Annotated in this window: 20 protein-coding genes; 12 read left to right on the top strand and 8 right to left on the bottom strand. The window is 74.0% G+C overall.

Features of this window, described 5'->3' with window-relative positions:
* The first annotated feature begins 395 nt into the window (after positions 1–395).
* Positions 396–1,142 carry a hypothetical protein gene (locus tag ACIO5E_RS09840; protein ID WP_400665542.1) on the top strand — a complete coding sequence of 249 codons (747 nt, stop codon included), beginning with the start codon at positions 396–398 and terminating at the stop codon, positions 1,140–1,142.
* Between the two features lie 35 nt (positions 1,143–1,177).
* Here the strand turns inward: ACIO5E_RS09840 and ACIO5E_RS09835 are convergent, their stop codons facing one another.
* From ACIO5E_RS09835 to ACIO5E_RS09815, 5 genes are all read right to left on the bottom strand, one after another.
* Positions 1,178–1,954 carry an SDR family NAD(P)-dependent oxidoreductase gene (locus tag ACIO5E_RS09835; RefSeq protein WP_400665540.1) on the bottom strand — a complete coding sequence of 259 codons (777 nt, stop codon included), beginning with the start codon at positions 1,952–1,954 and terminating at the stop codon, positions 1,178–1,180.
* Positions 1,955–2,258: 304 nt separating this feature from the next.
* The gene (gene nadE / locus ACIO5E_RS09830) at positions 2,259–3,092 is read right to left on the bottom strand and encodes an ammonia-dependent NAD(+) synthetase (RefSeq protein ID WP_400665538.1); all 834 of its coding nucleotides are present in this window, start codon (positions 3,090–3,092) and stop codon (positions 2,259–2,261) included.
* A 126-nt stretch (positions 3,093–3,218) separates the two neighbouring features.
* The gene (gene ftsH, locus ACIO5E_RS09825; protein ID WP_400665536.1) at positions 3,219–5,147 is read right to left on the bottom strand and encodes an ATP-dependent zinc metalloprotease FtsH; all 1,929 of its coding nucleotides are present in this window, start codon (positions 5,145–5,147) and stop codon (positions 3,219–3,221) included.
* Positions 5,148–5,288: 141 nt separating this feature from the next.
* Positions 5,289–5,924: a disulfide bond formation protein DsbA gene (locus ACIO5E_RS09820; protein ID WP_400665534.1), complete on the bottom strand. Its 636-nt coding sequence runs from the start codon at positions 5,922–5,924 to the stop codon at positions 5,289–5,291.
* Positions 5,925–5,964: 40 nt separating this feature from the next.
* On the bottom strand, positions 5,965–7,536 hold the full coding sequence (locus ACIO5E_RS09815; RefSeq protein ID WP_400665532.1) for an alpha/beta hydrolase: 1,572 nt from the start codon (positions 7,534–7,536) through the stop codon (positions 5,965–5,967).
* 368 nt (positions 7,537–7,904) lie between these two features.
* On the opposite strand from ACIO5E_RS09815, the gene ACIO5E_RS09810 reads away from it, so the two are divergent.
* The 7 genes from ACIO5E_RS09810 to ACIO5E_RS09780 all read left to right on the top strand — a co-directional run bounded on the left by ACIO5E_RS09810 (position 7,905) and on the right by ACIO5E_RS09780 (position 14,288).
* Positions 7,905–8,273, top strand: coding sequence for a PadR family transcriptional regulator (locus tag ACIO5E_RS09810; protein WP_400665530.1), 369 nt, complete (start codon positions 7,905–7,907; stop codon positions 8,271–8,273).
* Positions 8,270–8,875, top strand: a complete 606-nt coding sequence (locus tag ACIO5E_RS09805) for an HAAS signaling domain-containing protein (protein ID WP_400665528.1) — start codon at positions 8,270–8,272, stop codon at positions 8,873–8,875. The genes ACIO5E_RS09810 and ACIO5E_RS09805 overlap by 4 nt, the downstream gene beginning before the upstream one ends.
* Positions 8,876–9,438: 563 nt before the next feature.
* Positions 9,439–11,268, top strand: coding sequence for a putative Ig domain-containing protein (locus ACIO5E_RS09800; RefSeq protein WP_400665526.1), 1,830 nt, complete (start codon positions 9,439–9,441; stop codon positions 11,266–11,268).
* A gap of 97 nt (positions 11,269–11,365) precedes the next feature.
* Positions 11,366–11,824 carry a hypothetical protein gene (locus ACIO5E_RS09795; protein ID WP_400665524.1) on the top strand — a complete coding sequence of 153 codons (459 nt, stop codon included), beginning with the start codon at positions 11,366–11,368 and terminating at the stop codon, positions 11,822–11,824.
* A 303-nt stretch (positions 11,825–12,127) separates the two neighbouring features.
* A complete protein-coding gene (locus ACIO5E_RS09790) occupies positions 12,128–12,499 on the top strand; it encodes a YciI family protein (RefSeq protein ID WP_400665522.1) in 372 nt (123 codons plus the stop codon).
* Entirely contained in the window at positions 12,496–13,722 is a 1,227-nt protein-coding gene (locus tag ACIO5E_RS09785) for an RNA polymerase sigma factor (RefSeq protein ID WP_400665520.1), read from the top strand. The genes ACIO5E_RS09790 and ACIO5E_RS09785 overlap by 4 nt, the downstream gene beginning before the upstream one ends.
* 59 nt (positions 13,723–13,781) lie before the next feature.
* Positions 13,782–14,288: a GNAT family N-acetyltransferase gene (locus tag ACIO5E_RS09780; protein WP_400665518.1), complete on the top strand. Its 507-nt coding sequence runs from the start codon at positions 13,782–13,784 to the stop codon at positions 14,286–14,288.
* A 70-nt stretch (positions 14,289–14,358) separates the two neighbouring features.
* Here the strand turns inward: ACIO5E_RS09780 and ACIO5E_RS09775 are convergent, their stop codons facing one another.
* Complete coding sequence (locus ACIO5E_RS09775) at positions 14,359–15,021, bottom strand: DUF6461 domain-containing protein (RefSeq protein ID WP_400665516.1); 663 nt, start codon at positions 15,019–15,021, stop codon at positions 14,359–14,361.
* On the opposite strand from ACIO5E_RS09775, the gene ACIO5E_RS09770 reads away from it, so the two are divergent.
* Together ACIO5E_RS09770 and ACIO5E_RS09765 are read left to right on the top strand one after the other, a co-directional pair.
* Positions 14,981–15,478 carry an amidohydrolase family protein gene (locus tag ACIO5E_RS09770; protein WP_400665514.1) on the top strand — a complete coding sequence of 166 codons (498 nt, stop codon included), beginning with the start codon at positions 14,981–14,983 and terminating at the stop codon, positions 15,476–15,478. The two genes, ACIO5E_RS09775 and ACIO5E_RS09770, sit on opposite strands and share 41 nt — an antisense overlap.
* 191 nt (positions 15,479–15,669) lie before the next feature.
* Entirely contained in the window at positions 15,670–17,019 is a 1,350-nt protein-coding gene (locus ACIO5E_RS09765; RefSeq protein WP_400665513.1) for an erythromycin esterase family protein, read from the top strand.
* Between the two features lie 23 nt (positions 17,020–17,042).
* Here ACIO5E_RS09765 and ACIO5E_RS09760 read toward each other — a convergent pair whose 3' ends face one another.
* Positions 17,043–17,492: a MarR family winged helix-turn-helix transcriptional regulator gene (locus tag ACIO5E_RS09760; protein WP_400665511.1), complete on the bottom strand. Its 450-nt coding sequence runs from the start codon at positions 17,490–17,492 to the stop codon at positions 17,043–17,045.
* Between the two features lie 120 nt (positions 17,493–17,612).
* Here ACIO5E_RS09760 and ACIO5E_RS09755 point away from each other — a divergent pair, with 120 nt between their 5' ends.
* Together ACIO5E_RS09755 and ACIO5E_RS09750 are read left to right on the top strand one after the other, a co-directional pair.
* Positions 17,613–18,968: an aldehyde dehydrogenase family protein gene (locus ACIO5E_RS09755; RefSeq protein ID WP_400665510.1), complete on the top strand. Its 1,356-nt coding sequence runs from the start codon at positions 17,613–17,615 to the stop codon at positions 18,966–18,968.
* A gap of 61 nt (positions 18,969–19,029) precedes the next feature.
* Entirely contained in the window at positions 19,030–19,815 is a 786-nt protein-coding gene (locus ACIO5E_RS09750; protein WP_400665508.1) for a maleylpyruvate isomerase family mycothiol-dependent enzyme, read from the top strand.
* 166 nt (positions 19,816–19,981) lie between these two features.
* Here the strand turns inward: ACIO5E_RS09750 and ACIO5E_RS09745 are convergent, their stop codons facing one another.
* Entirely contained in the window at positions 19,982–21,754 is a 1,773-nt protein-coding gene (locus ACIO5E_RS09745) for a glycoside hydrolase family 15 protein (protein ID WP_400665506.1), read from the bottom strand.

Genomic DNA, 21,754 nt, shown 5'->3' with positions numbered 1-21,754 from the left:
CCTTATCGGCACGGCCCGCCGCCGGCGGGTGTGGCGCCCGGTGTGGTCCCCGCCCGGGGCGGCGCCGCCCCCCCCCCCCCCCCGGCCCGGGGGGGGGGGGCCCCCCCCCCCCCCCGCGGCACTGCGGCCCGGATGCCGGCGATCCGGCTTCGGGGGCCGCCACAGCTCCAGCACCGCGTTGGTCACCGGGGCAAAGATGTCGAAGGACCAGGTGGCCGAGTTGTCCAGCCCCGAAGCGTCGCGGAAACGATTCCGCGCGCCCCGCGCGGTCCTCCCGCGCCCGGACGTGCTGTCACCCCTTTGGCCCCGTTGACACGGTAGTGTCCGCTGGCGCACGGCAACCGGCCGACCCGTCGGCCGCCTGCCCGCCCCACCGCCCCGATCTGGAGGAACCCGTGCCGGCTCCCGTCCGCGCCGCCCTGGCCATAGCCGCGGCCGTCCTGCTCGCCGCAGCCGCAGGCTGCTCGTCCGGCGGCGGCCACACCGCCCGGCAGACCGGGCACGGCTCCGCCGCACCCACCCCCGGAGCCGCACCCACCCAGGGAACCGCACCCACCCCCGGAGCCGCGCCCACCCCGGCGACGATCGTCACCGGCCCCGGCCCGAAGAGCTCGTACGACGTCCAGCCGCAGCCCGCGCCCGGCAGCTGCACGTACCGCTACACCGCGGACAAGCAGCCACTGCCCGACCCGAACTGCACCCCCGGCGCGATCAGCCCGGCGGTCGACCAGGGCACCATCAACGACACCATCTGCAAGCCGGGCGGCTACACCTCGACGATCCGTCCGCCGGCGAACATCACCGGCAAGGAGAAGGCCGAGAACGCCAAGTCCTACGGCTACACCGGACCGATGGGCGACGCCGAGTACGACCACCTGATCAGCCTGCAGCTCGGCGGCGACCCCAACGACCCGCGCAACCTCTGGGTCGAGCCGCCCTCCCCCGGCCACGTCCCGGGCAAGGGCCCCAACAACCCCAAGGACTCGGTGGAGACGCACCTGCACACCGCGATCTGCAAGGGCCAGGTCACCCTCGCCGCCGCCCAGCAGGCCATCGCCACCGACTGGACCACCGCCGAGGCCAGGCTCGGCATCAAGTCCGGCGGCGCACCCACCGCGGCGGCCGACGCCGACGGGGACTGACCGCTCGCGCCCCGACCAGGGCCCTCGGCATGGCGTCAGCGCCCCAGCACCGCACCGCCGTTGAGGCCGATGACCTGTCCGGTCAGGTAGCCGGCGGCGGGTGAGGCGAGGTAGGCGACCGCCTCCGCCACGTCGGCGGGGGTGCCGGCGCGGCCGACCAGGGTGTCCGCGACCTTCCCGGCGTGGAACTCCGCGCTCCAGCCGGCACCGAAGATCTCGGTGTCCTCGATGTACCCGGGCGCGAGCACGTTCACCGTGACCCCGTCCGGACCGAGCTGCCGGGCCAGGCCGAAGGCCCAGCCGTGCAGGGCGGCCTTCGCGGCGGCGTACGAGCCGGCCGAGTGCGAGCCCGCGCCGCCGCGCTGGGCGGCCGCCGAGCTGATCACCACGAGCCGCCCGCCGGGCCGGCGCAGCCGCCCCTGCAGCGCGGTGGTGAGCAGGACGGCGGTGAGCAGGTTGGCGTCCAGGTCCCGCCGCCAGACCCGGGCCAGGGCGGCCAGGCCGTCGCCGTCGGGCGGGGTCACGATGGCGCCCGCGTTGTTCACCAGCACGTCCACCGGCCCGAGGGCGGCGATCCGCCCGGCGGCCGCCTCGACCGCCTCCGGGTCGGTCAGGTCGGCCGCCAGCGGCACGATCCGGCCCGGACCGGCGGTCCGTTCGATCGCCTCCCGGGCCTGCTCCAGCACCTCCGGCCGACGGCCCAGGATCACCACCCGGTGCCCGTCGGCGGCCAGCCGGGCGGCGATCGCGCGCCCGATCCCGGTGCCGCCGCCCGACACCACCGCGAGCCGGTCCTGCGTCATCCCGTCCATGCCGCCCCCTTCGACCTCGATGTCGAACTCTGTTCCCCGTACCGTAACCACCCGCCCGCCCAGGCCGTCACCGGGGGCTGCCGACAGGTGCTATGCCGCCCGGGCTCGCGCAAGACGACCGCAGCGGAGAATCCCTCGCACGGCAAGGGCGTCATGGCCGGGTTCGTCACCCACGCCCCCGAGAACGGCACCGCCGGCACCGCCACCGTGTCCACGGCGCCCCCGGCGTCGCCAGCGGCCGCCGACCCGCGCCAAGCCTGATGGTGCGTCAACTTTTCGTGGCACCAAGCCTGGCCGTCGGTCGCTACGCGGGCGTGACGGGCGGGCGGCGCTTGTGCTCGGTGCGGCGGTAGTGCGCGAGGACGGTGCGGAAGACCTCCTCGCTCACCGGCCGCTCCTCCAGGAAGTCGTCCAGGGCCTCATAGGGCACGCCGAGGGCGTCCTCGTCGGGGCGGCCCGGGGCGAGGGTTTCGAGGTCGGCGGTGGGGGTCTTCCGGACGAGGTCCGCCGGCGCTCCCAACACCTCGGCGATGGATCGGACCTGACGCTTCGTCAGACCGTCGAGAGGCATCAGGTCGGCGGCGCCGTCGCCGTACTTGGTGAAGAAGCCGACGGCCGCCTCGGCGGCGTGGTCGGTGCCGACGACCAGGCCACCGGTGGCCCCCGCGACCGCGTACTGGACCACCATCCGCTGGCGGGCCTTGACGTTGCCGCGGACGAAGTCCTCGTGCGAGCGGTCGGCGAAGGCGAGGCCGGCGGCCGTCAGGGCGTCGAAGGCGGCGTCGGTCGCGGGCTTGATGTCGACGGTCAGGGTCCGGTCCGGCTGGATGAAGTCGAGCGCACGGCGGGCGTCCGCCTCGTCCGCCTGGGTGCCGTAGGGCAGCCGCATCGCGCAGAAGTCGGCCGCGTGCCCGGCGGCGCGCAGCCGGTCGACGGCGAGCCGGCAGAGCCGCCCGGCGGTGGTGGAGTCGATGCCGCCGCTGATGCCGAGCACCAGGGTGCGCGCGCCGGCGGCGCGGAGCCGGTCGGCGAGGAAGGCGGCCCGGCGCTCGGCCTCCCGCTCCGGGTCGGCCACGGGCGCCACCCGCAGACTGCGGGCGATCTCCCGCTGGAGGTCGGCGGGCAGGGGTTCGGGCATGACGACTCCTTGGTGGCCGGACGAGGCTCGCTTCACCGGACAGTGTCCACCCGAAAGCGACCTGGGACGCCTGTGATTCCAGCAACACAACGAGGGCCGAAACGCCTGGCGGCCCCCTGGCGAGCGCTAGGAGACCGGGGCCGGGTGGCTCAGGATGTCGAGGACGACGGCGCCGTCGACGGTCTCCTGGGCGACCAGCAGGGCGGCCAGCTCGTCGAGGTGGTGGCGGTGTTCGCGGAGCAGGCCGACGGCGCGGCTCTCGGCGTGGCGCAGCAGGCGGGCGACGGCCTCGTCGACGGTGCGCTGGGTCTGTTCGGAGTAGGGGCGGCGGAGCAGATCCTCGGGGTTGTCGCCGAGGTAGTGCGCGGAGCCGGTGGAGTAGCCGACCGGGCCGAGTTCCGGGGAGAGCCCGAATTCCCGGACCATCCGGGTGGCCACGCCGGTGGCGTTGGCGAGGTCGTTGGCGGCGCCGGTGGAGCCTTCGCCGAAGACCACCAACTCGGCAGCTCGCCCGCCGAGTTGGACGGTGAGCAGGTCGGTCAGGTAGCCCTCGCTGTACAGGTGCCGCTCCGCTTCGGGGAGTTGTTCGGTCGCACCGAGGGAGACGCCCGCCGGGAGGATGGTCACCTTGGCGACGGGGTCGGCGTGTTCGCAGAGCGCGGCCGCCAGGGCGTGCCCGGACTCGTGGACGGCGACGGCCTGGCGCTCCTCGGGCAGCAGCGCGTTGGAGGACTCCCGGCGGCCGAGCAGGACGCGGTCGCGGGCGGCGTCCAGGTCGTCGGCCGTGAGGGTGGCGCGTTCGGCGCGGACGGCGTTGATGGCGGCCTCGTTGACCAGGTTGGCGAGGTCGGCGCCGGAGAAGCCAGGGGTGCCGCGGGCGATGCGGTTCAGGTCGGCGTCGGGGGCGAGGGTCTTGCCGTGGACGTGGACGGCGAGGATGGCGGCCCGTTCCGCCTGGTTGGGCAGCGGGACGGTGACCTGGCGGTCGAATCGGCCGGGGCGCAGCAGGGCCGGGTCGAGGGCGTCCGGACGGTTGGTGGCGGCGATGACGACGATGCCGGTGGTCGGGTCGAAGCCGTCCATCTCGGAGAGCAGCTGGTTGAGGGTCTGCTCGCGCTCGTCGTTGCCGCCGAGCCGGGTGCCGCCGGCACGGCGGCCGCCGACGGCGTCGATCTCGTCGATGAAGATGATGGACGGTGCGCGTTTGCGGGCCTCGTCGAAGAGGTCGCGGACGCGGGAGGCGCCGACGCCGACGAACATCTCGACGAACCCGGAGCCGGTCACGGAGAGGAAGGGCACCTCGGCCTCCCCGGCGACGGCCCGGGCGATCAGGGTCTTCCCGGTACCGGGCGGGCCGACCATGATCACTCCACGTGGGCCCTTGGCGCCGGCGGCGGCGTAGCGGTCGGGGCTGCGCAGGAAGTCGACCACCTCGCTGACCTCCTGCTTGACCCCCTCGTACCCGGCGACGTCGGCGAAGCGGGTGGCGGGCCGCTCGGCCTCGATGATCTTGGCGCGGGAGCGGCCGATGGCGCTCAGGCCGCCGCCGAGCGAGCGGGCGGCCATCCGGCCGGACCAGAGGAACAGTCCACCGAAGACCAGCAGCGGCAGGAACAGCAGCAGGGTGGACCAGATCGAGCTGCCGCCGCTGCGGCTGCCGGTGACGTCCACGTGCTGGTTCGCGAGCTCTCCGCTGAGCTGGGAGGTGTCCAGGGCGGTCGGGATCTGGCTGGTGAAGTGCGTGCCGTCCTTGAGCGTGCCGGTGACGCCGCCGGTGTCGGTGATGTCCACGGTCTGCACCTGGCCGGCGCCGACCCGGTTGAGGAAGTCGGTGTAGCCGTAGCGGGTGCCGGTCGTGCCGGTGTTCGAGAACAGCACGAGCAGGAGCAGGGTCACCAGGGCGGCGACGGGCAGCAGCCAGCGCCGCATCGCGGGGGCGGGCGGCCGGGGCGGCGGCGGGCGGCCGGGGGTGCCCGGCCGCTCCGGGGGCGAGGGCGGCGGCGGGGGCGGGGTCGCCGGGTGGCGGGCGGCCCCCAGCCGACTTCGTACGATCATCCACGCTCACCACCTCTCCGGCGCCGCCGGGCCTTCCTCTCCATGGTCGGGCCTGAGGCGCCGGAACGGGAGGTTCTGGCGCCAGGGCCTGTCCGGCCGGACAGGCCCTGGGCGAATCCGCCCCTCAGGAGAAGTCGCCCCTCAGGAGAAGTCGAGCGAGCCCGTCCGGGTCCGCTTGAGCTCGAAGAACTTCGGGTACCCGGCCAGCAGCCGCACCCCCTCGAAGACCCGGACGGCGTCCTCGCCGCGCGGGATGGCGCTCAGCACCGGCCCGAAGAAGGCGACGCCGTCGACGTGGATGGTCGGCGTGCCGACCTCCTCGCCGACCGGGTCCATGCCCTCGTGGTGGCTCTTGCGCAGCGCGACGTCGTACGCCGTGCTGTCGGCCGCGTCGGCGAGTTCCTCCGGCAGTCCGGCCGCGACCAGGGCCTCCCGGAGGACGGTCTCGTCGGCGGGCCGGTCCTGGTCGTGCAGGCGGGTGCCGAGTTCGGTGTACAGGTCGCGCAGCACGTGCTCGCCGTGCTGCTCGGCGGCGGCGATGCAGACCCGGACGGGCCCCCAGCCGGTGGTCATCAGGCGCTGGTAGCGCTCGGGCAGGTCGGTGCGGCCCTCGTTGAGGACGGACAGGCTCATCACCCGGAAGGAGAGGTCGAGCTCGCGGTGGCGCTCGACCTCCAGGATCCACCGGGAGGTGATCCAGGCGAACGGGCAGATCGGATCGAAGTAGAAGTCGACTTTGGTGGTCACATCGACGAGCCTACGGGGCGAGTGGACCATGCCCCAGAGCCAATCGGCCGGCACCGGAGTGGTCCACTTCTCAGCTGCAGGTGGTCCCGTCGGCGGGCACCTTGCCGTTCAGCAGGTAGGCGTCCACGGTCTGCTTCAGGCACGGGTTGCCGGTGTTGTAGCCGCCGTGGCCCTCGCCCTGGAGCGTGACGGTGACACCGACGCCCGGGCCGAGCTGCTGCGCCATCGCGTGGGCGCCCTCGACCGGGGTGGCCGGGTCGCCGGTGGTGCCGACCACCAGGATCGGGGCCGCGCCGGCGGCGGCGACCTCCGGGTGGTCGGTCTTGCCCGGCACCGGCCAGCCGGTGCAGCCGGTCAGCCCCCAGGCGGAGAAGGGCCCGAACACCGGGGAGGCGGTCCGGAACTGCGGCAGCTGCTGCTGGACGTCCTGGTCGGAGTAGCGCTGCCGGGCGTCCACGCAGCTGATCGCCCGGTTGGCGGCGTTCAGGTTGGTGTACTGCCCCTGCTGGTTGCGCCCGAGGAGCCCGTCGGAGAGCTGGAGCAGCGTGTTGCCGGTGCCCTGCTGCATCGCCTCGGTGAGCCCGTCGGCCAGGACGGGCCAGGTGTCCTGGCTGTACAGGGCGCCGGCGATGCCGTTGAGGGCCAGACTCTCGGTGAGCTGCCGGCCGTCGCTGGTGGGCAGCGGCGACTGCTCCAGCTTCTGCAGCAGCGCGGTGATCGTCGCGGTGCCCTGGGCTCCGCCGCTGCCGGTCGGGCAGCCGGCGTCCTTGGTCGCGCAGGCCTTCATGAAGTCCTCCAGGGCGAGCTGGAAGCCCTGGGCCTGGCCGAGCGCGGACTGCTGCGGGTCCTTCGTCGGGTCGACGACGGAGTCCAGCACGACCCGGCCGACGTGCTGCGGGAAGAGGTGCGCGTAGACGCCGCCCAGCTGGGTGCCGTAGCTGATGCCGAAGTAGAAGAGCTTCTGGTCGCCGAGCGCCTGCCGCATCAGGTCCATGTCCCTGGCGGCGCTCTCGGTGTCCACGTAGGGCAGCACCGGGCCGGAGCGGTGCTCGCAGGCGGCGGTGAACTGCGCGTTGTTCTCGTCCAGCGTCTTCACCCCGGCAGGGGTCTGGGGGGTGCCGTCGGCGGCGGCGTTGGCGTCCATCGCCTTGTCGTCCAGGCAGTTCACCCCGTCACTGGCGCCGACTCCGCGCGGGTCGAAACTCACCAGGTCGTAGCGGGTGTTGAGGGAGGCGTAGGTGGCGGCGAGCGCGGGCAGCGTGGCGACGCCGGAGGCGCCGGGGCCGCCGAAGTTGAACAGCAGCGAGCCGATCCGGTGCTGCTCGTCCGTGGCCCGGCTCCGGATCAGGGCCAGGTCGATGGTCTTGCCGTCCGGCTGGGCGTGGTCGAGCGGTGCCTTCAGGGTGGCGCACTGCCAGTTCGCGGCGGGCGCGGTGGCGCCACCGCCCTGGGCGGGGCTGGGGGCCGGGCAGGCGTGCCAGTCGAGCTGCTGGGCGGCCGGTCCGCTCGCCGAGCCGGCCGCGGCCGGGGAGGTCGGCGCGGCCTCGGCGGTGGCCTGGCCGTCGCCCTGGCAGCTGGTGGCGGAGGCGAGCAGCAGCGCGGTCACGCCGAGCGCGCCGACGCCGCGAACGACGGTGTGCATGGTGCGGTCCACCTCTCGGGTTGCCGGCTCTCGGGTTGCCGGGCGCGCCCCGGCGGACGGCGGGGCCGCGTACGCCCCGGCGCTCGGCACGGTCAGCGCACCACCGACCCTAGGTGCGGCGGCGCGGGCACGCCCGCCGGAAGCCCCGGCCGGGGGGCGTGCGCCGCTCGGGCTGCCACCCGCCGTCCGGGTGATGGATCAACCGGCCGACGGCCGCGCGGCGCGGCGGCGAGGCCCGCGACGAGGCCGCGCGACGAGGCGCCGTCACGCGAGACGGCCGTCGGCCGGGGTGTGGGCGCCGCGCCCGGGGACTCGGCGCCGCCCACTACCTGGTGTCGCATGCTATCTTGCATTGCATGGTACCTGGCATGACACACCAAGACGGCGACGCCGGTGCGGCCGACGGGCCGGTGGCGACGCAGCTGCGCAAGGGTGTGCTGGAGTACTGCGTCCTGGCACTGCTGCGGGACGGCCCCCGCTACGGGGTGGAGCTGCTGCAGGAACTCGGCCGGTTTCCGATGCTGGCGACCAGCCAGGGCACCATCTACCCGCTGCTGTCCCGGCTGCGCCGGGCCGGCCTCGCCGACACCTTCCTGCGCGACTCGGCCAGCGGCCCGTCCCGCCGCTACTACACCCTCACCGACTCCGGCCGCAGCGCGCTGGAGGAGTTCACCGCGCTGTGGCCCGCCTTCCGCGAAACCGTCGACCACGTCCTGGCCCCGGGAGAGAACCCGTGAACGAGCCCATCGACCACCCCCTGGTCCGCGCCCACCTGGACGCGGTCGCCCGCTACACCGCCCCGCTGCCCGAGGAGCGCCGCCGCGAACTGCTGGCGGACCTGCGCGAGCACATCGAGGTCTCGCTGGCCTCGCGCGACCCCGCCGACGAGGCCACCGTCCGGCAGGTCCTGGAGCAGCTGGGCAGCCCCCGCCGGATCGCCGACGCCGCGCTCGACGAGGAGGGCGTCCAGGCCCGGCCCGAGCCGGAGAGCGGCGGCCGCACCACCCTCACCCTGGTCTTCGCGGTGCTCGCGATGCCACTCCTGCTCGCCCCCGCCGTCGGGCCCGCGCTCGCGCTGGCTGCCGCCGCCGTCGCCGCGACCAGGGTCGCGAGGTCCGCGCAGTGGACCCGTCGGGAGAAGAAGCGGGCGACCCTGCTCCTCCTCTCCCCCGTCCTGGTCACGCCGCTGGCCTGCCTCGTCCTCGCCATGTCCCCGACCGGCCTGACCTCGCTCGCCATCCTCGTCGCCTGCGCGGTCGGCTTCTGCCCCACCCTGCTCGCGGCGTTCCTGCTGGCCCGCTCCGCCGCCCGACTGCGCTCCGCCGCACTCACCGCTTGAATCAGAAGTCGTACGGCAATTGAGGTTCAATCACATATGGTCGGCGGCCGCGCCCCGAACACCGGGGAGCGGTCGCCGACCGTCAAAGCCCGGAGACCCGAGGCCCCACGCCCCACGGAAGCGTGTCGACGCCGATCCACAAGGTAGTACACGGATCATCCTGAGCCCGTGAGGCTGTCGCTTGCGCGCCTCCCCGGACGGCCGCTAAAGTCTTACCTGTTTCTCACCGTCAAATTCTTTTTCGGCCACGGCGGTTCATACGGTGAACGAGAACCTCCATACAGTGTGCGGACATTGAACGCCCCCACCGGCGACCCCCGCCACATGGGGGCTTTTCCATTACGCGGGATTCCGCGTGAATCCCTTTACCGTCGGGCCCGTTGACCCTCTTCTCCGGCGACTGCTTTGCTTTCGGCGGCCGAGGCGGGCCTGTTTCCCCCCGGTGATCCGTTGTGCGGCGGATCACCCAGGCGTCCCCACCGCCTCCGGCCTCTCCCTGTCCTTCACGACCGCCCGGCGCCCACCGGCTCCCGGGTGGTCGGCATGAGAGAGGCAACCCTCACATGGGCCGAACCCCCACGTTCCGTCATGCCAGACGAGCGGCGTTCACCGGCATCGCCGCGTTCGCCCTCGCGGCGGCCGGCTTCACCGCGGCACCCGCCCAGGCGCAGCCCGACGGCTCCGCGACCCCCGCGGCGTCGGCGAACCACCCGTACCGGCACGGCGCCGTCCCGCTGCGCGGCCACCAGGCCACGCCGGACCTCGCCGCCACCAACAACCTCAACTACGGTGGCGGGGCAGGCAGTCCGAGCATCGGCGTGACCACCGGACCGGAGCACGTCTACCTGGTGTTCTGGGGCTCCCAATGGGGCACCAGCGGCACCGACGCCAACGGCAACACCACGCTCAGCGGCGACGCCAAGGGCATGGCCCCGCGCCTGCAGCAGCTGTTCAAGGGCATCGGCGCGGGCAACGAGCTCTGGTCCGGTGTCATGACGCAGTACTGCGAGGGCATCGCGACGGGTTCGCAGACCTGCCCGGCCAACTCCGCGCACGTCGCCTACCCGACCGGCGGCGCGCTCGCCGGCGTCTGGGTGGACACCTCCGCCGCGGCGCCCGCCTCCGCGACCGGCAACCAGATCGGCGCCGAGGCGGTCAAGGCGTCCGGCCACTTCGGCAACACCACCGCGGCGGCCAACCGGAACAACCAGTACGTCGTCGTCTCGCCCACCGGCACCACCCCCGACGGCTTCAACACCGCGTCCGGCAACTTCTGCGCCTGGCACGACTACACCGGCGACACCACGCTCACCGGCGGCGCCGTCTCCTCGCCGTACGGCGAACTGCCGTTCACCAACCTGCCGTACGTGACCGACGCGGGCTCCGGCTGCGGCCAGAGCTTCGTCAACGCCGGCTCGGCCGGCACCCTCGACGGCGTCACCATCGTCGAGGGCCACGAGTACGCCGAGACCATCACCGACCAGAACCCGGCCGGTGGCTGGACGGACAGCAGCGGCGCCGAGAACGGCGACAAGTGCGCCTGGCTCAGCAGCGGCCAGGGCGCCTCGGCGAACGTCGGCTTCACCACCGGCAACTTCGCCATGCAGTCGACCTGGTCCAACGACTTCAACAGCGGCGCGGGCGGCTGCCAGATGTCGCACCCGATCGTCGGCGGCGGCACGACCGGCAACACCGTCACCGTCACCAACCCGGGCGCCCAGACCAGCACCACCGGTACGGCCGTCAGCCTGCAGGTCGCGGCGACCGACAGCGCCTCCGGCCAGACCCTCAGCTACACGGCGAGCGGCCTGCCGACCGGCCTGTCCATCTCCGCCTCCGGCCTGATCAGCGGCACCCCGACCACCGCCGGCACCTCCAGCGTCACCGTGACCGCCAAGGACACCACCGGCGCCACCGGCTCCGCCTCCTTCGGCTGGACCGTCAACGGCACGGGCGGCGGCGGCATCACCAACGGCGGCTTCGAGACCGGCACCCTGAGCGGCTGGACCGGCGCCGGCAGCACCGCCGCCACCAGCGCCGCCAAGCACACCGGCGGCTACGGCGCGATGGTCGGCTCCACCAACCCCACCACCACGTCCTCGGTCAGCCAGACCTTCACCGCACCGACCGGCAGCAGCAAGGTCTCCTTCTGGTACGACGTCACCTGCCCGGACACCGTCACCTACGACTGGGCGACCGCCACGCTCAAGGACAACACCGCCAACACCACGACCACGGTGCTCGCCAAGACCTGCACCAACGGCCTCGGCTGGAAGTCCGCCTCCGGCACCGTCACCCCGGGCCACAGCTACACGCTCACCCTCACCAACGTGGACGACAACTACCCGGGCGACCCGACCTACACCTACTACGACGACGTGACCGTCTCCTGACGGCCGTCCGTCCACGCCCCTGACGCCGCCGGGGCGGGCCACCACGGCCCGCCCCGGCGGCACCGCGCCCCGAGGACCTATCCGGGGAAGGAGAGCCGTGTCCACCCGAACCCGCGCGGCGGTCGCCCTGCTCGCCCTGCTCGCCCCGGCGGCGGGCTGCTCGTCCCCGCCACCGACCGCTCCTCCGGCCACCCCGTCGAGCGCCCCTCCGAGCTCCTCGCCGGTCCCGGCGGTGCTGCGGCTCGACGAGCACGCCGACGGCACGACCGTACGGGTGGCGCCCGGCACCGTCGTGCGGATCGAGCTGCCCGGCACCTACTGGTCCGCTCCCGCCGCCGACGCGCCGCAGACCCTGCGCCCCACCGGCGGCACCACCTCCCCCGACCCCTCCTGCCGCCCGGGGGCCGGCTGCGGCGAGGTCACCGCCGGGTTCCTGGCCGGGCCGCCCGGCACCGCCCACGTCTCCGCGCACCGCACCACCTGCGGCGAGGCGCTGGTCTGCCCGCCCGGGCAGCGGACCTTCACGGTGACGGTGACGGTCACCGCCGGAGCCTGACGGTCCGGGCTGGACGCCGGCGGACAGCGAGAGGTCCGCGAAGCAGGCGCGCTTCGGCCGGACAGGCCCCGGGTGCCCGCCGGGCTCCAGCCGGTGTCGTGGCCGCCGTAGAAGGTGGAGAAGAGCCACACATCGTGGCACCCCCCGAGGCCACCCCCGTGCCCCGGGTGGACCCGACGGGCGATGCTGCCGCTGCGAGAAGAGCGTGCGAACGTTCCGGCGGAGGATGTCAAGAAGACGGCGGCGGCTCCGACCAACCGGTCGAAGGGCCCAGCCGGGCTCGCGAACCACGAGGAGCACACGATGAAGTTCCTGATCAGTCTGCACATCAACCCGGCCGTGATCGACGCGCTGACCGACGAGGAGAAGGCGGCGATCGGCGCCGGCCACGGCACGTTCATCGAGGCGCTGACGGCGTCCGGCGAGCTGATCGGCACGCAGGCCCTGGTCGACCCGTCGCAGGCCGCCGTGGTGACCGTCCGCAACGGCCAGCCGGTGGTGACCGACGGCCCGTTCCTGGAGTCCAAGGAGTTCCTGGGCGGCTACTACCTGATCGACTGCGAGAACAAGGAGCGGGCGATCGAACTGGCGGCGCGGATCCCGGACGCCGCGATCGAGGGCCTGGGTGTCGAGGTGCGGCAGGTCATGTTCTCCGACGGACAATTGGAGGCATGACAGCACCGGACTTCGAGGACCTGCTGCGTGAGCTCACGCCGCAGGTCCTCGGCACGTTGGTAGCCCGGTACGGCCGCTTCGAGGGGTGCGAGGACGCCGTGCAGGAGGCCGTCCTCGCCGCCACCGTGCAGTGGCCCGCCGAGGGGGTGCCGGGCAACCCGCGCGGGTGGCTGGTGACCGTCGCGTCCCGGCGGCTCATCGACCAGCTGCGCAGCGACCACGCGCGCCGGGAGCGGGAGTCGGCGACGACGGCCGTCGAGGTGGTGCCCGAGGACGTGCCGGACACCGACGACACGCTCGTCCTGCTGTTCCTGTGCTGCCATCCGGCGCTCACCGCAGCCTCCCAGACGGCCCTGACCCTGCGGGCGGTCGGCGGCCTGACCACCGCCGAGATCGCCCGCGCGTTCCTGGTCCCGGAGGCCACCATGGCGGCCCGGATCAGCCGGGCCAAGCAGCGCATCAAGGCGGCCGGCAGCTCGTTCGCGCTGCCCGAGGGAGCGGAGCGCGAGGAGCGGCTGCGGGTCGTCCTGCACGTGCTCTACCTGATCTTCAACGAGGGCTACACCGCTTCCTCGGGCACCGAGCTGCACCGCGCCGACCTCGCCCACGAGGCGATCCGGCTGGCCCGGATGGCGCACGCGCAGCTGCCCGAGGACGGCGAGGCGACCGGGCTGCTCGCGCTGATGCTGCTGACCCACGCCCGCCGGGAGACCCGGACGACGGCAGCCGGCGACCTGGTGCCGCTGGACGAGCAGGACCGCAAGCAGTGGGACCGCGCACTGATCGACGAGGGCGTCGGGCTGGTCAAGGAGTCGCTGGCCGGCCGAACGCTGGGGCCCTACCAGTTGCAGGCCGCCATCGCCGCCACGCACGCCGACGCGGCCACCGCCGAGGAGACCGACTGGCGGCAGGTGCACGCCCTCTACCTGATCCTGGAACGGATCGCGCCCAACCCGATGGTCACCCTCAACCGGGCGATCGCACTCGCCGAGACCGAGGGCCCGGCGGCCGGGCTGGCCCTGCTGGCCACCCTGGACGGTGACGAGCGGATGGCCCGGCATCACCGGCTGCTGTCCGTCCGGGCGCACCTGCTGGAACGGACCGGCGACACGGCCGGGGCGTACGAGCACTACCGCCGCGCCGCGAAGGCCACCGCCAGCCTCGCCGAGCAGCGCTACCTGGAGGCCCGGGCGAGCCGAACGAGACAGGCCCCGGGGTCCTGACCTTCCGCCGCGCCCAAAACCCGTGGCGTCGGACCGGCCGGCGCGGGACCCTGATGACCATGCTCATCACCGAGTGCCGCTCCGCCGACGTCACCCTGCTGGACACCCACCTGCCGTCGCCCTTCCGGACGTCGTTCCACGCGCAGCGCTTCGCCCGCCAGACGGCCGGCCGCAGCACCTACCTGATCGCCTGGCGTGACGGCATCCCGGTCGGAAGCAGCGAGGTCCGCTGGAACGGGTGCGCCGCCGCCGAGGTCCGACTCGCCGTGCCGCACTGCCCGGAGATCAACGGCCTGTCCGTCGCCGAGCCGCTGCGGGGCACCGGCTTCGGCACCGCGCTCATCGGTCACGCCGAGCGGCTGGCCCACGCCGGAGGCGCCGGGCGGATCGGTCTTGGTGTCGACGAGCACGACAATCCCCGGGCCGCGGCGCTGTACGCCCGGCTCGGGTACCGTCCGGTGGTCCGCTACGTCGACCGCTGGTCCTACACGGACTGGCAGGGGGTGGACCACGACGTCGAGGATCCCTGCGTCTTCCTCGTCAAGCCGCTCGACCGGGCCGCCTGACCCGCCGCAGCTCGACGGCCCGGCAGTTCCGCCGCCGGCCTCAGCGGCCCCGTGGTTCCAGCGCCGGGGCTCAGCGGCCCTGCGGTTCCATCCCCGGCGTGCCGCGCACCGCGTAGGCGGGCAGCCGCAGCTCGCCGAGGACGGCCCGGGGCAGGCTCAGCCCGAACCGGCGCTCGACGGCGCCGAGGGTGCGCCGGCGGACGGCCGCGGGCGGCTCGCCCGCGGGGCGGCGGGTGATCCCGTCGGGCTCCAGGACGCCCGCGGCGACCAGCTCGGGCACCAGCAGGTCGGGCTCCCTGCCCCAGCGCCAGCGCTCCTCGGCGAGGCCGAACCCGCACAGCACGGCGCCGTCGCGGGCATAGTCGAGCAGCGCCGGCGGGTGGTCCGGCATCGGGCGGAAGTGGACCACCTCGACCCCGTCGCTGGCTATCTCGGTGAGCAGTTCACCGCCGGTGGAGTCGCCGTACTCGACCGCGAAGGACCAGCCGCCGGACTCGCCGACCCGGATCACGCCGTCGCCGTCGTCGCTCGGGCGGAACACCTCGATGTCGAGGTCCCACACCTCGGTGCCGCTGATCGGCCCGGCCGCCGCGGCCGGGTCGGCGCCCATCCGGCGGGCGAGCTCCTGCGGCGGGATCCCGCGGGCGAACAGCACGCCGCCGACGGACCGCCCGGCGTCCGCGAGCCACCGGATGCCGTCGCCGTCCCCCACCCCATCGGTACCGCCCGTCATGACGCCCCCTCACCTCGCGCCGGCCTGCCGTGGCCGGGCCGCCGGTCCGCACCCTAACCGACGGCACCGACGGTCGGCGGCCGCCCGGCGCACCGGCTCGACCCGGCAGGGCGTCCTCAGCTCCCTTCGGCGGCACGGCACTTCACCCGCCGCGCGCCCCGGCCGGCGCCTCCCGCTCAGGCCCTGCGGCGGGCCGCCGTCCCGCGCATCAGCACCGCGTACACCGCCGCCGCGACGACCAGGCCGACGGCCTGCAGGACTGCGGGCGATGACCGTCAACGCCGCACTCGCGGCCGGCGAGGAGCAGTCGGCGGGCCGGATCGCCGTCGGGCACCGCGCCGACCTCACCGTCCTCGCCGCCGACCCGATCACCACCCCCGCGGCCGAACTGCCGGACGTCCCTGTCCTGTTGACCCTCCTCGGCGGCCGCCCCACCCACCGCGCCGACGCTCTCTGAAGCGCCGGAGCAGCGGCCGCACCACATCCGGTGCGGCCGCTGCCGCCCTGCCCGCCGGGGGTGCCGCACCGGCACGAAGCGGGGGGCTATCCCCCCGACGAACCCGGCGGCCGGCCCCAGTGCGCCGCAGCCCCGCCTCGACCGAGGATCTCCTTACCGACCTTTCGAGATACCCATGGTGAGGAGTGTTCATGACGATGGCGAACAGCAAGGGGATCGGCCGACGCGGGCTGATCGCGGCGACGGCGGCGGCCGTCGCCACCGCCCTGCTGGCCCCGGCGGCCTCCGCCGCACCGGCGGCGGACAACCAGCAGAGCACGGTGGTCCGCGCGTTGGAGCGGGCCGCGCACCCGCTGCGGTCGACCGAGCCCGGCGGCCGTACCGACGACCTGCGGGCGCTCGGCGCGATGATCGGGGACGCCAAGGTGGTCGGCCTCGGCGAGGCCACGCACGGCTCGCACGAGTTCTTCGCCATGAAGGAACGGGTCTTCCGCTATCTCGTCCAGGAGAAGGGCTTCACCACCTTCGCCCTGGAGATGAGCTGGTCGGCGGGCCTGCGGATCGACGCGTACCTCCAGGGCGGCGCGGGCGACCCCCGGCGGATCGTCGAGGAGGCGCTGGCCCACTCGCCGTGGGAGCGCCAGGAGTTCGTGAGCCTGATCGGCTGGATGCGCGAGTACAACCGCCACCACCCCGAGCGCCCGGTGCACTTCATGGGCGACGACGTCGGCGCGCCCGGGCTCGGCGACGAGGTCTTCGCCCGGGTCGTCTCCCACGTGCGGAAGGCCGACCCGCAGGCCCTGCCGCGCCTCGACGCGCTGTACGAGGGCCTGCGCCCGCTCGACGACACCATCGCGTACCTGGGGAAGCCGGTCGCCGAGCGGCGGCAGAACGCCACCAGGGCGCAGCAGGCGCTGGACCTGGTCACCGCCGCCAGGGGCGACGGCGGCGAGGAGTACGAGTGGGCCGTGCAGCATGCCCGCGTCATCGCCCAGACCTTCGCCTTCGCCACCTTCGACCTCGGCGACGCGGCCTCGGTGAACGCCGCGGAACTCCTCCGCGACCAGGCCATGGCCGACAACACCGCGTGGTGGCAGCGTCGCACCGGCCACCGGATCCTGCTCTCCGCGCACAACGGCCACGTCGGCTACCTGGCCAGCGATCCCGAGATGTACGCCAGGACGCAGGGCGCCGTCCTGCGCGACGCGCTCGGCCCGGACTACCTCTCCATCGGGTTCACCTTCGACCGGGGGTCCTTCCTCACCATGGCCGCCTCCCTCGGCGACGCCTGGGACAAGGTCACCGTGCCCCCGGCCACGCCCGACATGAGCGAGTACACCCTCGACCGGGTCCGCTACCAGGACTACTACGCCGACCTGCGCACCGCCCCGCCCGCGGCCCGCGCCTGGCTGGACGGCGCCCGCCCGCTCTACGAGGCCGGCTCGGTGTTCACGAAGGACCCGCTGCCCACCCTCGCCCTCGGCAAGGCCTACGACGTGCTCGTCCACCTCCACCAGGTCCGCGAGGCCGGGAAGCTCTGAGCCCCGCCGGCCGTCGGCGGGCGTCAGGCCGGCGGGACGGCCGTGTCGGGGAAGGCCCGGTCCAGCAGCGCGCGCAGGGCCGTCCGGTCCTGGTCGGAGAGCTGCTCCAGGGCGGTCAGGCCGGACATCAGGTCGGCGCGGATCGATCGGACGGTCCGCTCGCCCTCGTCGGTCAGGGCGATGTTCTTGATCCGGCGGTCGGCGGGGTCGGGCTCGCGGCGGACCAGGTCACGGCCCTCCAGCCGGTCGACGATGCCGGTGACGTTGGAGGCGTCGCAGGAGAGCAGCCCGGCGAGGGCGCGCATGGAGCGGGGCCGGGTGAGCAGGCTGAGCGTCTTGCCCTGCATCAGGGTCAGTCCGCGCCCCGCCGCGGCGGCGGCGAAGTGGCGGTAGTAGGCCGCGGCCACCCGGGCGAGCTGATCCATCAGCTCGATCGGCGTGGCCGGCGGGTCCGGCGGCGGGTTCTGGTGCACGGTATCGAGCATAGGCGCATTGCTTGACATCCTCAACCATTGAGGTCTACCGTCCAAGAATGCTTGAGGTCATAAACCGTCGACGACCTCAAGCCACCCGGAAGGACCCCCGAGACCCTCATGACCCACACCCCCGCCACCCCGGACGCCGCCCCCGCCGCGGAAGCCGCCCAGGAACCCGCCGCCACCACCGTCGCCCGGCTGCGCGCCGCCTTCGACACCGGCCGGACCAGGCCGCTCGCCTGGCGCCGGGCCCAGCTGGCAGCCCTGCGCTCGCTGCTCACCGAGCAGTCGGACGCGTTCCTGGCGGCCCTGCACGCGGACCTCGGCAAGGGCACCGCCGAGGCCTACCGGACCGAGATCGGCTTCACCCTCAACGAACTCGACCACACCGTCGCCCACCTGGAGCAGTGGCTCCAGCCGAGGCCGGCCACCGTGCCCGAGGTCTTCCGGCCGGCCGAGGCCCGCGTGGTGCGCGACCCGCTCGGCGTGGTGCTGATCATCGCGCCGTGGAACTACCCGCTCCAGCTCGCCCTGGCCCCGCTGGTGGGCGCGCTGGCCGCCGGGAACACGGCCGTGCTCAAGCCCAGCGAACTCGCCCCCGCGACCTCCGCCGCGATCGCCCGGCTGCTCCCGCGCTACCTCGACCCGGAGGCCGTCGCGGTCGTCCAGGGCGCCGTCCCGGAGACCACCGCGCTGCTGGAGCAGCGCTTCGACCACATCTTCTACACCGGCAACGGCGCGGTCGGCCGGATCGTCATGGCGGCCGCCGCCCGGCACCTCACCCCGGTCACCCTGGAGCTCGGCGGCAAGAGCCCGGTCGTGGTCGAACCCGGCGTCGACCTGGCGGTCACCGCCCGGCGGATCGCCCAGGGCAAGTTCCTCAACGCCGGCCAGACCTGTGTCGCCCCCGACTACGTCCTCGCCATCGGTGCGAGCGCCAAGGCGCTGGAGGCCCAGCTGGCCGACGCCGTCCGGGAGTTGTACGGCGAGGACCCGGCGGCCGCCCCCGAGTACGGACGGATCGTCAACGAGCGCCACTTCGACCGGCTCACCGCACTGCTCGACGACGGCCGGACCGTCACCGGCGGCACCCACGACCGCGCGAGCCGCTACCTCGCCCCGACCGTCCTCGCCGACGTCTCCCCCGAGGCCCCCGTGATGCAGGCGGAGATCTTCGGCCCGGTCCTGCCCGTCGTCGCCGTGCCCGACCTCGACGCGGCGATCGCCTTCATCAACGAGCGCGACAAGCCGCTCGCCCTCTACGCCTTCACCGAGTCCCCGCAGACCAAGCGGCGGCTGACCGAGGAGACCTCCTCCGGCGCGCTCTCCTTCGGCCTGCCGGTCTCCCATCTGGCCATGCCCGAGCTGCCGTTCGGCGGCGTCGGCGAGAGCGGCATGGGCCGCTACCACGGCGAGTACTCCATCGAGACCTTCAGCCACACCAAGGCCGTCGTCGACAAGCCCCTCGCCTGATCCCGCCCGTCGCCTGCCCCCGCCCCCCTGCCGAACCTCCTACACCCGAGCGAGCACACCCATGACCACCATCGACCACGGCGCCGCCGTCGCCGCGGAGACCGCCCGCCTCGTCACCACGCTGCGGGACGCCGATCCGACCACTCCGGTGCCCAGCTGTCCCGGCTGGACCCTGGAGGACCTGGCCCGCCACACCGGCAGCGTCCAGCGCTGGTTCACCGTCCTGCTCCGGCAGCGGGTCCAGCAGCCGCCCCGCAGCCGCGAGGTCGACCTGCGGCTGCCCGCCCGGCCGGAGGGCTACCCCGCCTGGCTGGCGGAGGCCTCGGCCGAGGCCGGCGCCACGTTCGCGGAGACCGACCTCGACGCCCCGATGTGGGCCTGGGGCGCCGACCAGCACGCCCGCTTCTGGGTCCGGCGGATGCTGTTCGAGACCCTGGTGCACCGCGCCGACGCGGAGCTCGCGCTCGGGCGCACCCCGCGGTTCGACCCGGAACTCGCCGCCGACGGGGTCGACGAGTTCCTCACCAACCTGCCCTTCGCCGCGATCTTCGCCCCGAAGACCGCCGAGCTGCGCGGCCCGGACCGCACCATCCGCTTCACCCGCACCGACGCGAACGCCTCCGACGGCGGCAGCGGGGGCGGCGACTGGCTGATCCGCCTGCGGCCCGACGGCTTCGGGCTCGACCCGGACGCCGCCGCGGACCCGATCGCGGACGCCACCGTCCGCGGGAGCGCCGCCGATCTGCTGCTGCTCCTCTACGGCCGGCTCGACCGCACCTGCACCCGTCTCGACGTGCGCGGGGACGACGAACTGCTCGCGCACTGGTTCGCCAACTCGGCGTTCTGACCGCCCGGGCGGGGGGTGGCACACGGCCGCCGCCCCTCGTCCGCCACCCGGTCTCCTGGTGAGCGCCGACGCCTCCCGGTGAGCCCCGACGACCGGGTCGACCGATCGGATGACCCGGCCGGATCCGACCGGCGGCGACCACCGCACCGGCCCCGACGCCGCCGCGTCAGCCGAGCCGCAGGGCGGTGTCGATCAGCGGGACGTGGCTGAAGGCCTGCGGGAAGTTGCCGACCTGACGCTTGAGCCGCGGGTCCCACTCCTCCGCCAGCAGCCCGAGGTCGTTGCGGATGGACAGCAGCCTGTCGAACAGCTCGCGCGCCTCGTCGCCCCGGCCGATCATCGCCAGGGCGTCCGCCAGCCAGAACGAGCAGGCCAGGAACGCGCCCTCGTCACCCGGCAGGCCGTCCACCCCGCCGCTGGTGGGGTAGCGCAGCACGAAGCCGTCCTCGGTGGACAGTTCGCGCTGGATCGCCTCGACGGTGCCGATCACCCGCTTGTCGTCCGGCGGGAGGAAGCCGACCTGGGGGATGAGCAGCAGCGAGGCGTCCAGCTCGGATGAGCCGTAGGACTGGGTGAAGGTGTTGCGGTCCGGGTCGTAGCCGTGGGTGCAGACGCCCTCGTGGATCTCGTCGCGCAGGGCTCGCCAGCGCTCCAGCGAGCCCTCGCAGGCCGTCTGCTCCAGCAGCTTGATCGTCCGGTCGACGGCGACCCAGGCCATCACCTTGGAGTGGACGAAGTGCCGGCGCGGGCCGCGGACCTCCCAGATGCCCTCGTCCGGCTCGCGCCAGTGCTCCTCCAGCCAGGAGATGAGCCGCAGTTGGAGCAGGTGGGCGTGGTCGTTGCGGGCCAGGCCGGTGGTCTGGGCCAGGTGCAGGGCCTCGACGACCTCGCCGTAGACGTCCAGCTGGAGCTGCCCGGCCGCGCCGTTGCCGACCCGGACGGGCCGAGAGCCCTCGTAGCCGGGCAGCCAGTCCAGCTCGGTCTCCACCAACTCCCGCTCGCCGGCGATGCCGTACATGATCTGCAGGTTCTCCGGGTCGCCGGCGACGGCCCGCAGCAGCCACTCGCGCCAGGCGCGGGCCTCGTCACGGTAGCCGGTGCGCAGGAGGGAGGAGAGGGTGATGGTGGCGTCGCGCAGCCAGGTGTAGCGGTAGTCCCAGTTCCGGACGCCGCCGATGTCCTCGGGCAGCGAGGTGGTGGGGGCGGCGACGATGCCGCCGGTGGGCGCGTAGGTGAGGCCCTTGAGGGTGATCAGCGAGCGGACCACGGCCTCGCGGTAGGGGCCCCGGTAGGTGCACCGGGCGACCCAGTCCCGCCAGAACCCCTCGGTGGCGGCCAGCGCCTCCTCGGCGTCCGGCTGCTCGGGTGCGCCCAGGTGGGAGGCCTGCCAGGTCAGCGCGAACGCGATCCGCTCGCCGGCGGTGACGGTGAAGTCCGCGTAGGTGGTGAGGTCCTGCCCGTAGGTCTCGGCCTCACCGTCCAGCCAGACCGAGTCGGGCCCGGCCACGGCGACGGTACGGGTCCGCCCACCGTCCGCGACCTTGTGCACCCAGGGCACGATGCGGCCGTAGGAGAAGCGCATCCGCAACGCCGAGCGCATCCGGACGGTGCCCGTCACGCCCTCGACGACGCGGATCAGCTGCGGGGCCGCCGTACCGCGCGGCGGCATGAAGTCGACGACCCGCGCGGTGCCCTCGGCGGTGTCCCACTCCTGTTCCAGGATCAGCGAGTCGCCCCGGTAGCGCCGCCGGTGGGCGGGCGCGGCGTCAGCGGGGGCGATCCGCCAGAAGCCGTGCTCGTCCGTCCCCAGCAGGCCGGCGAACACGGCCGGCGAGTCGAAGCGGGGCAGGCACAGCCAGTCCACCGCCCCGTCCCTGCCGACCAGGGCGGCGGTCTGCATGTCGCCGATCAGCGCGTAGTCCTCGATACGGGCGGGCAC

This window comes from Kitasatospora sp. NPDC087314 (genome assembly GCF_044744365.1).
Taxonomy (GTDB): domain Bacteria; phylum Actinomycetota; class Actinomycetes; order Streptomycetales; family Streptomycetaceae; genus Kitasatospora.
This window is presented reverse-complemented; position numbering and strand designations above follow the sequence as displayed.

Coding starts and splice junctions, on each gene's coding strand:
- ACIO5E_RS09790 (WP_400665522.1), top strand. CDS start 12,128: ATGAAGTTCCTGATCAGTCTGCACATCAACCCGGCCGTGATCGACGCG.
- ACIO5E_RS09815 (WP_400665532.1), bottom strand. CDS start 7,536: ATGCACACCGTCGTTCGCGGCGTCGGCGCGCTCGGCGTGACCGCGCTG.
- nadE (WP_400665538.1), bottom strand. CDS start 3,092: ATGCCCGAACCCCTGCCCGCCGACCTCCAGCGGGAGATCGCCCGCAGT.
- ACIO5E_RS09810 (WP_400665530.1), top strand. CDS start 7,905: ATGACACACCAAGACGGCGACGCCGGTGCGGCCGACGGGCCGGTGGCG.
- ACIO5E_RS09820 (WP_400665534.1), bottom strand. CDS start 5,924: ATGGTCCACTCGCCCCGTAGGCTCGTCGATGTGACCACCAAAGTCGAC.
- ACIO5E_RS09800 (WP_400665526.1), top strand. CDS start 9,439: ATGGGCCGAACCCCCACGTTCCGTCATGCCAGACGAGCGGCGTTCACC.
- ACIO5E_RS09835 (WP_400665540.1), bottom strand. CDS start 1,954: ATGGACGGGATGACGCAGGACCGGCTCGCGGTGGTGTCGGGCGGCGGC.
- ACIO5E_RS09785 (WP_400665520.1), top strand. CDS start 12,496: ATGACAGCACCGGACTTCGAGGACCTGCTGCGTGAGCTCACGCCGCAG.
- ftsH (WP_400665536.1), bottom strand. CDS start 5,147: ATGATCGTACGAAGTCGGCTGGGGGCCGCCCGCCACCCGGCGACCCCG.
- ACIO5E_RS09755 (WP_400665510.1), top strand. CDS start 17,613: ATGACCCACACCCCCGCCACCCCGGACGCCGCCCCCGCCGCGGAAGCC.
- ACIO5E_RS09765 (WP_400665513.1), top strand. CDS start 15,670: ATGACGATGGCGAACAGCAAGGGGATCGGCCGACGCGGGCTGATCGCG.
- ACIO5E_RS09780 (WP_400665518.1), top strand. CDS start 13,782: ATGCTCATCACCGAGTGCCGCTCCGCCGACGTCACCCTGCTGGACACC.
- ACIO5E_RS09775 (WP_400665516.1), bottom strand. CDS start 15,021: ATGACGGGCGGTACCGATGGGGTGGGGGACGGCGACGGCATCCGGTGG.
- ACIO5E_RS09750 (WP_400665508.1), top strand. CDS start 19,030: ATGACCACCATCGACCACGGCGCCGCCGTCGCCGCGGAGACCGCCCGC.
- ACIO5E_RS09770 (WP_400665514.1), top strand. CDS start 14,981: ATGCCGTCGCCGTCCCCCACCCCATCGGTACCGCCCGTCATGACGCCC.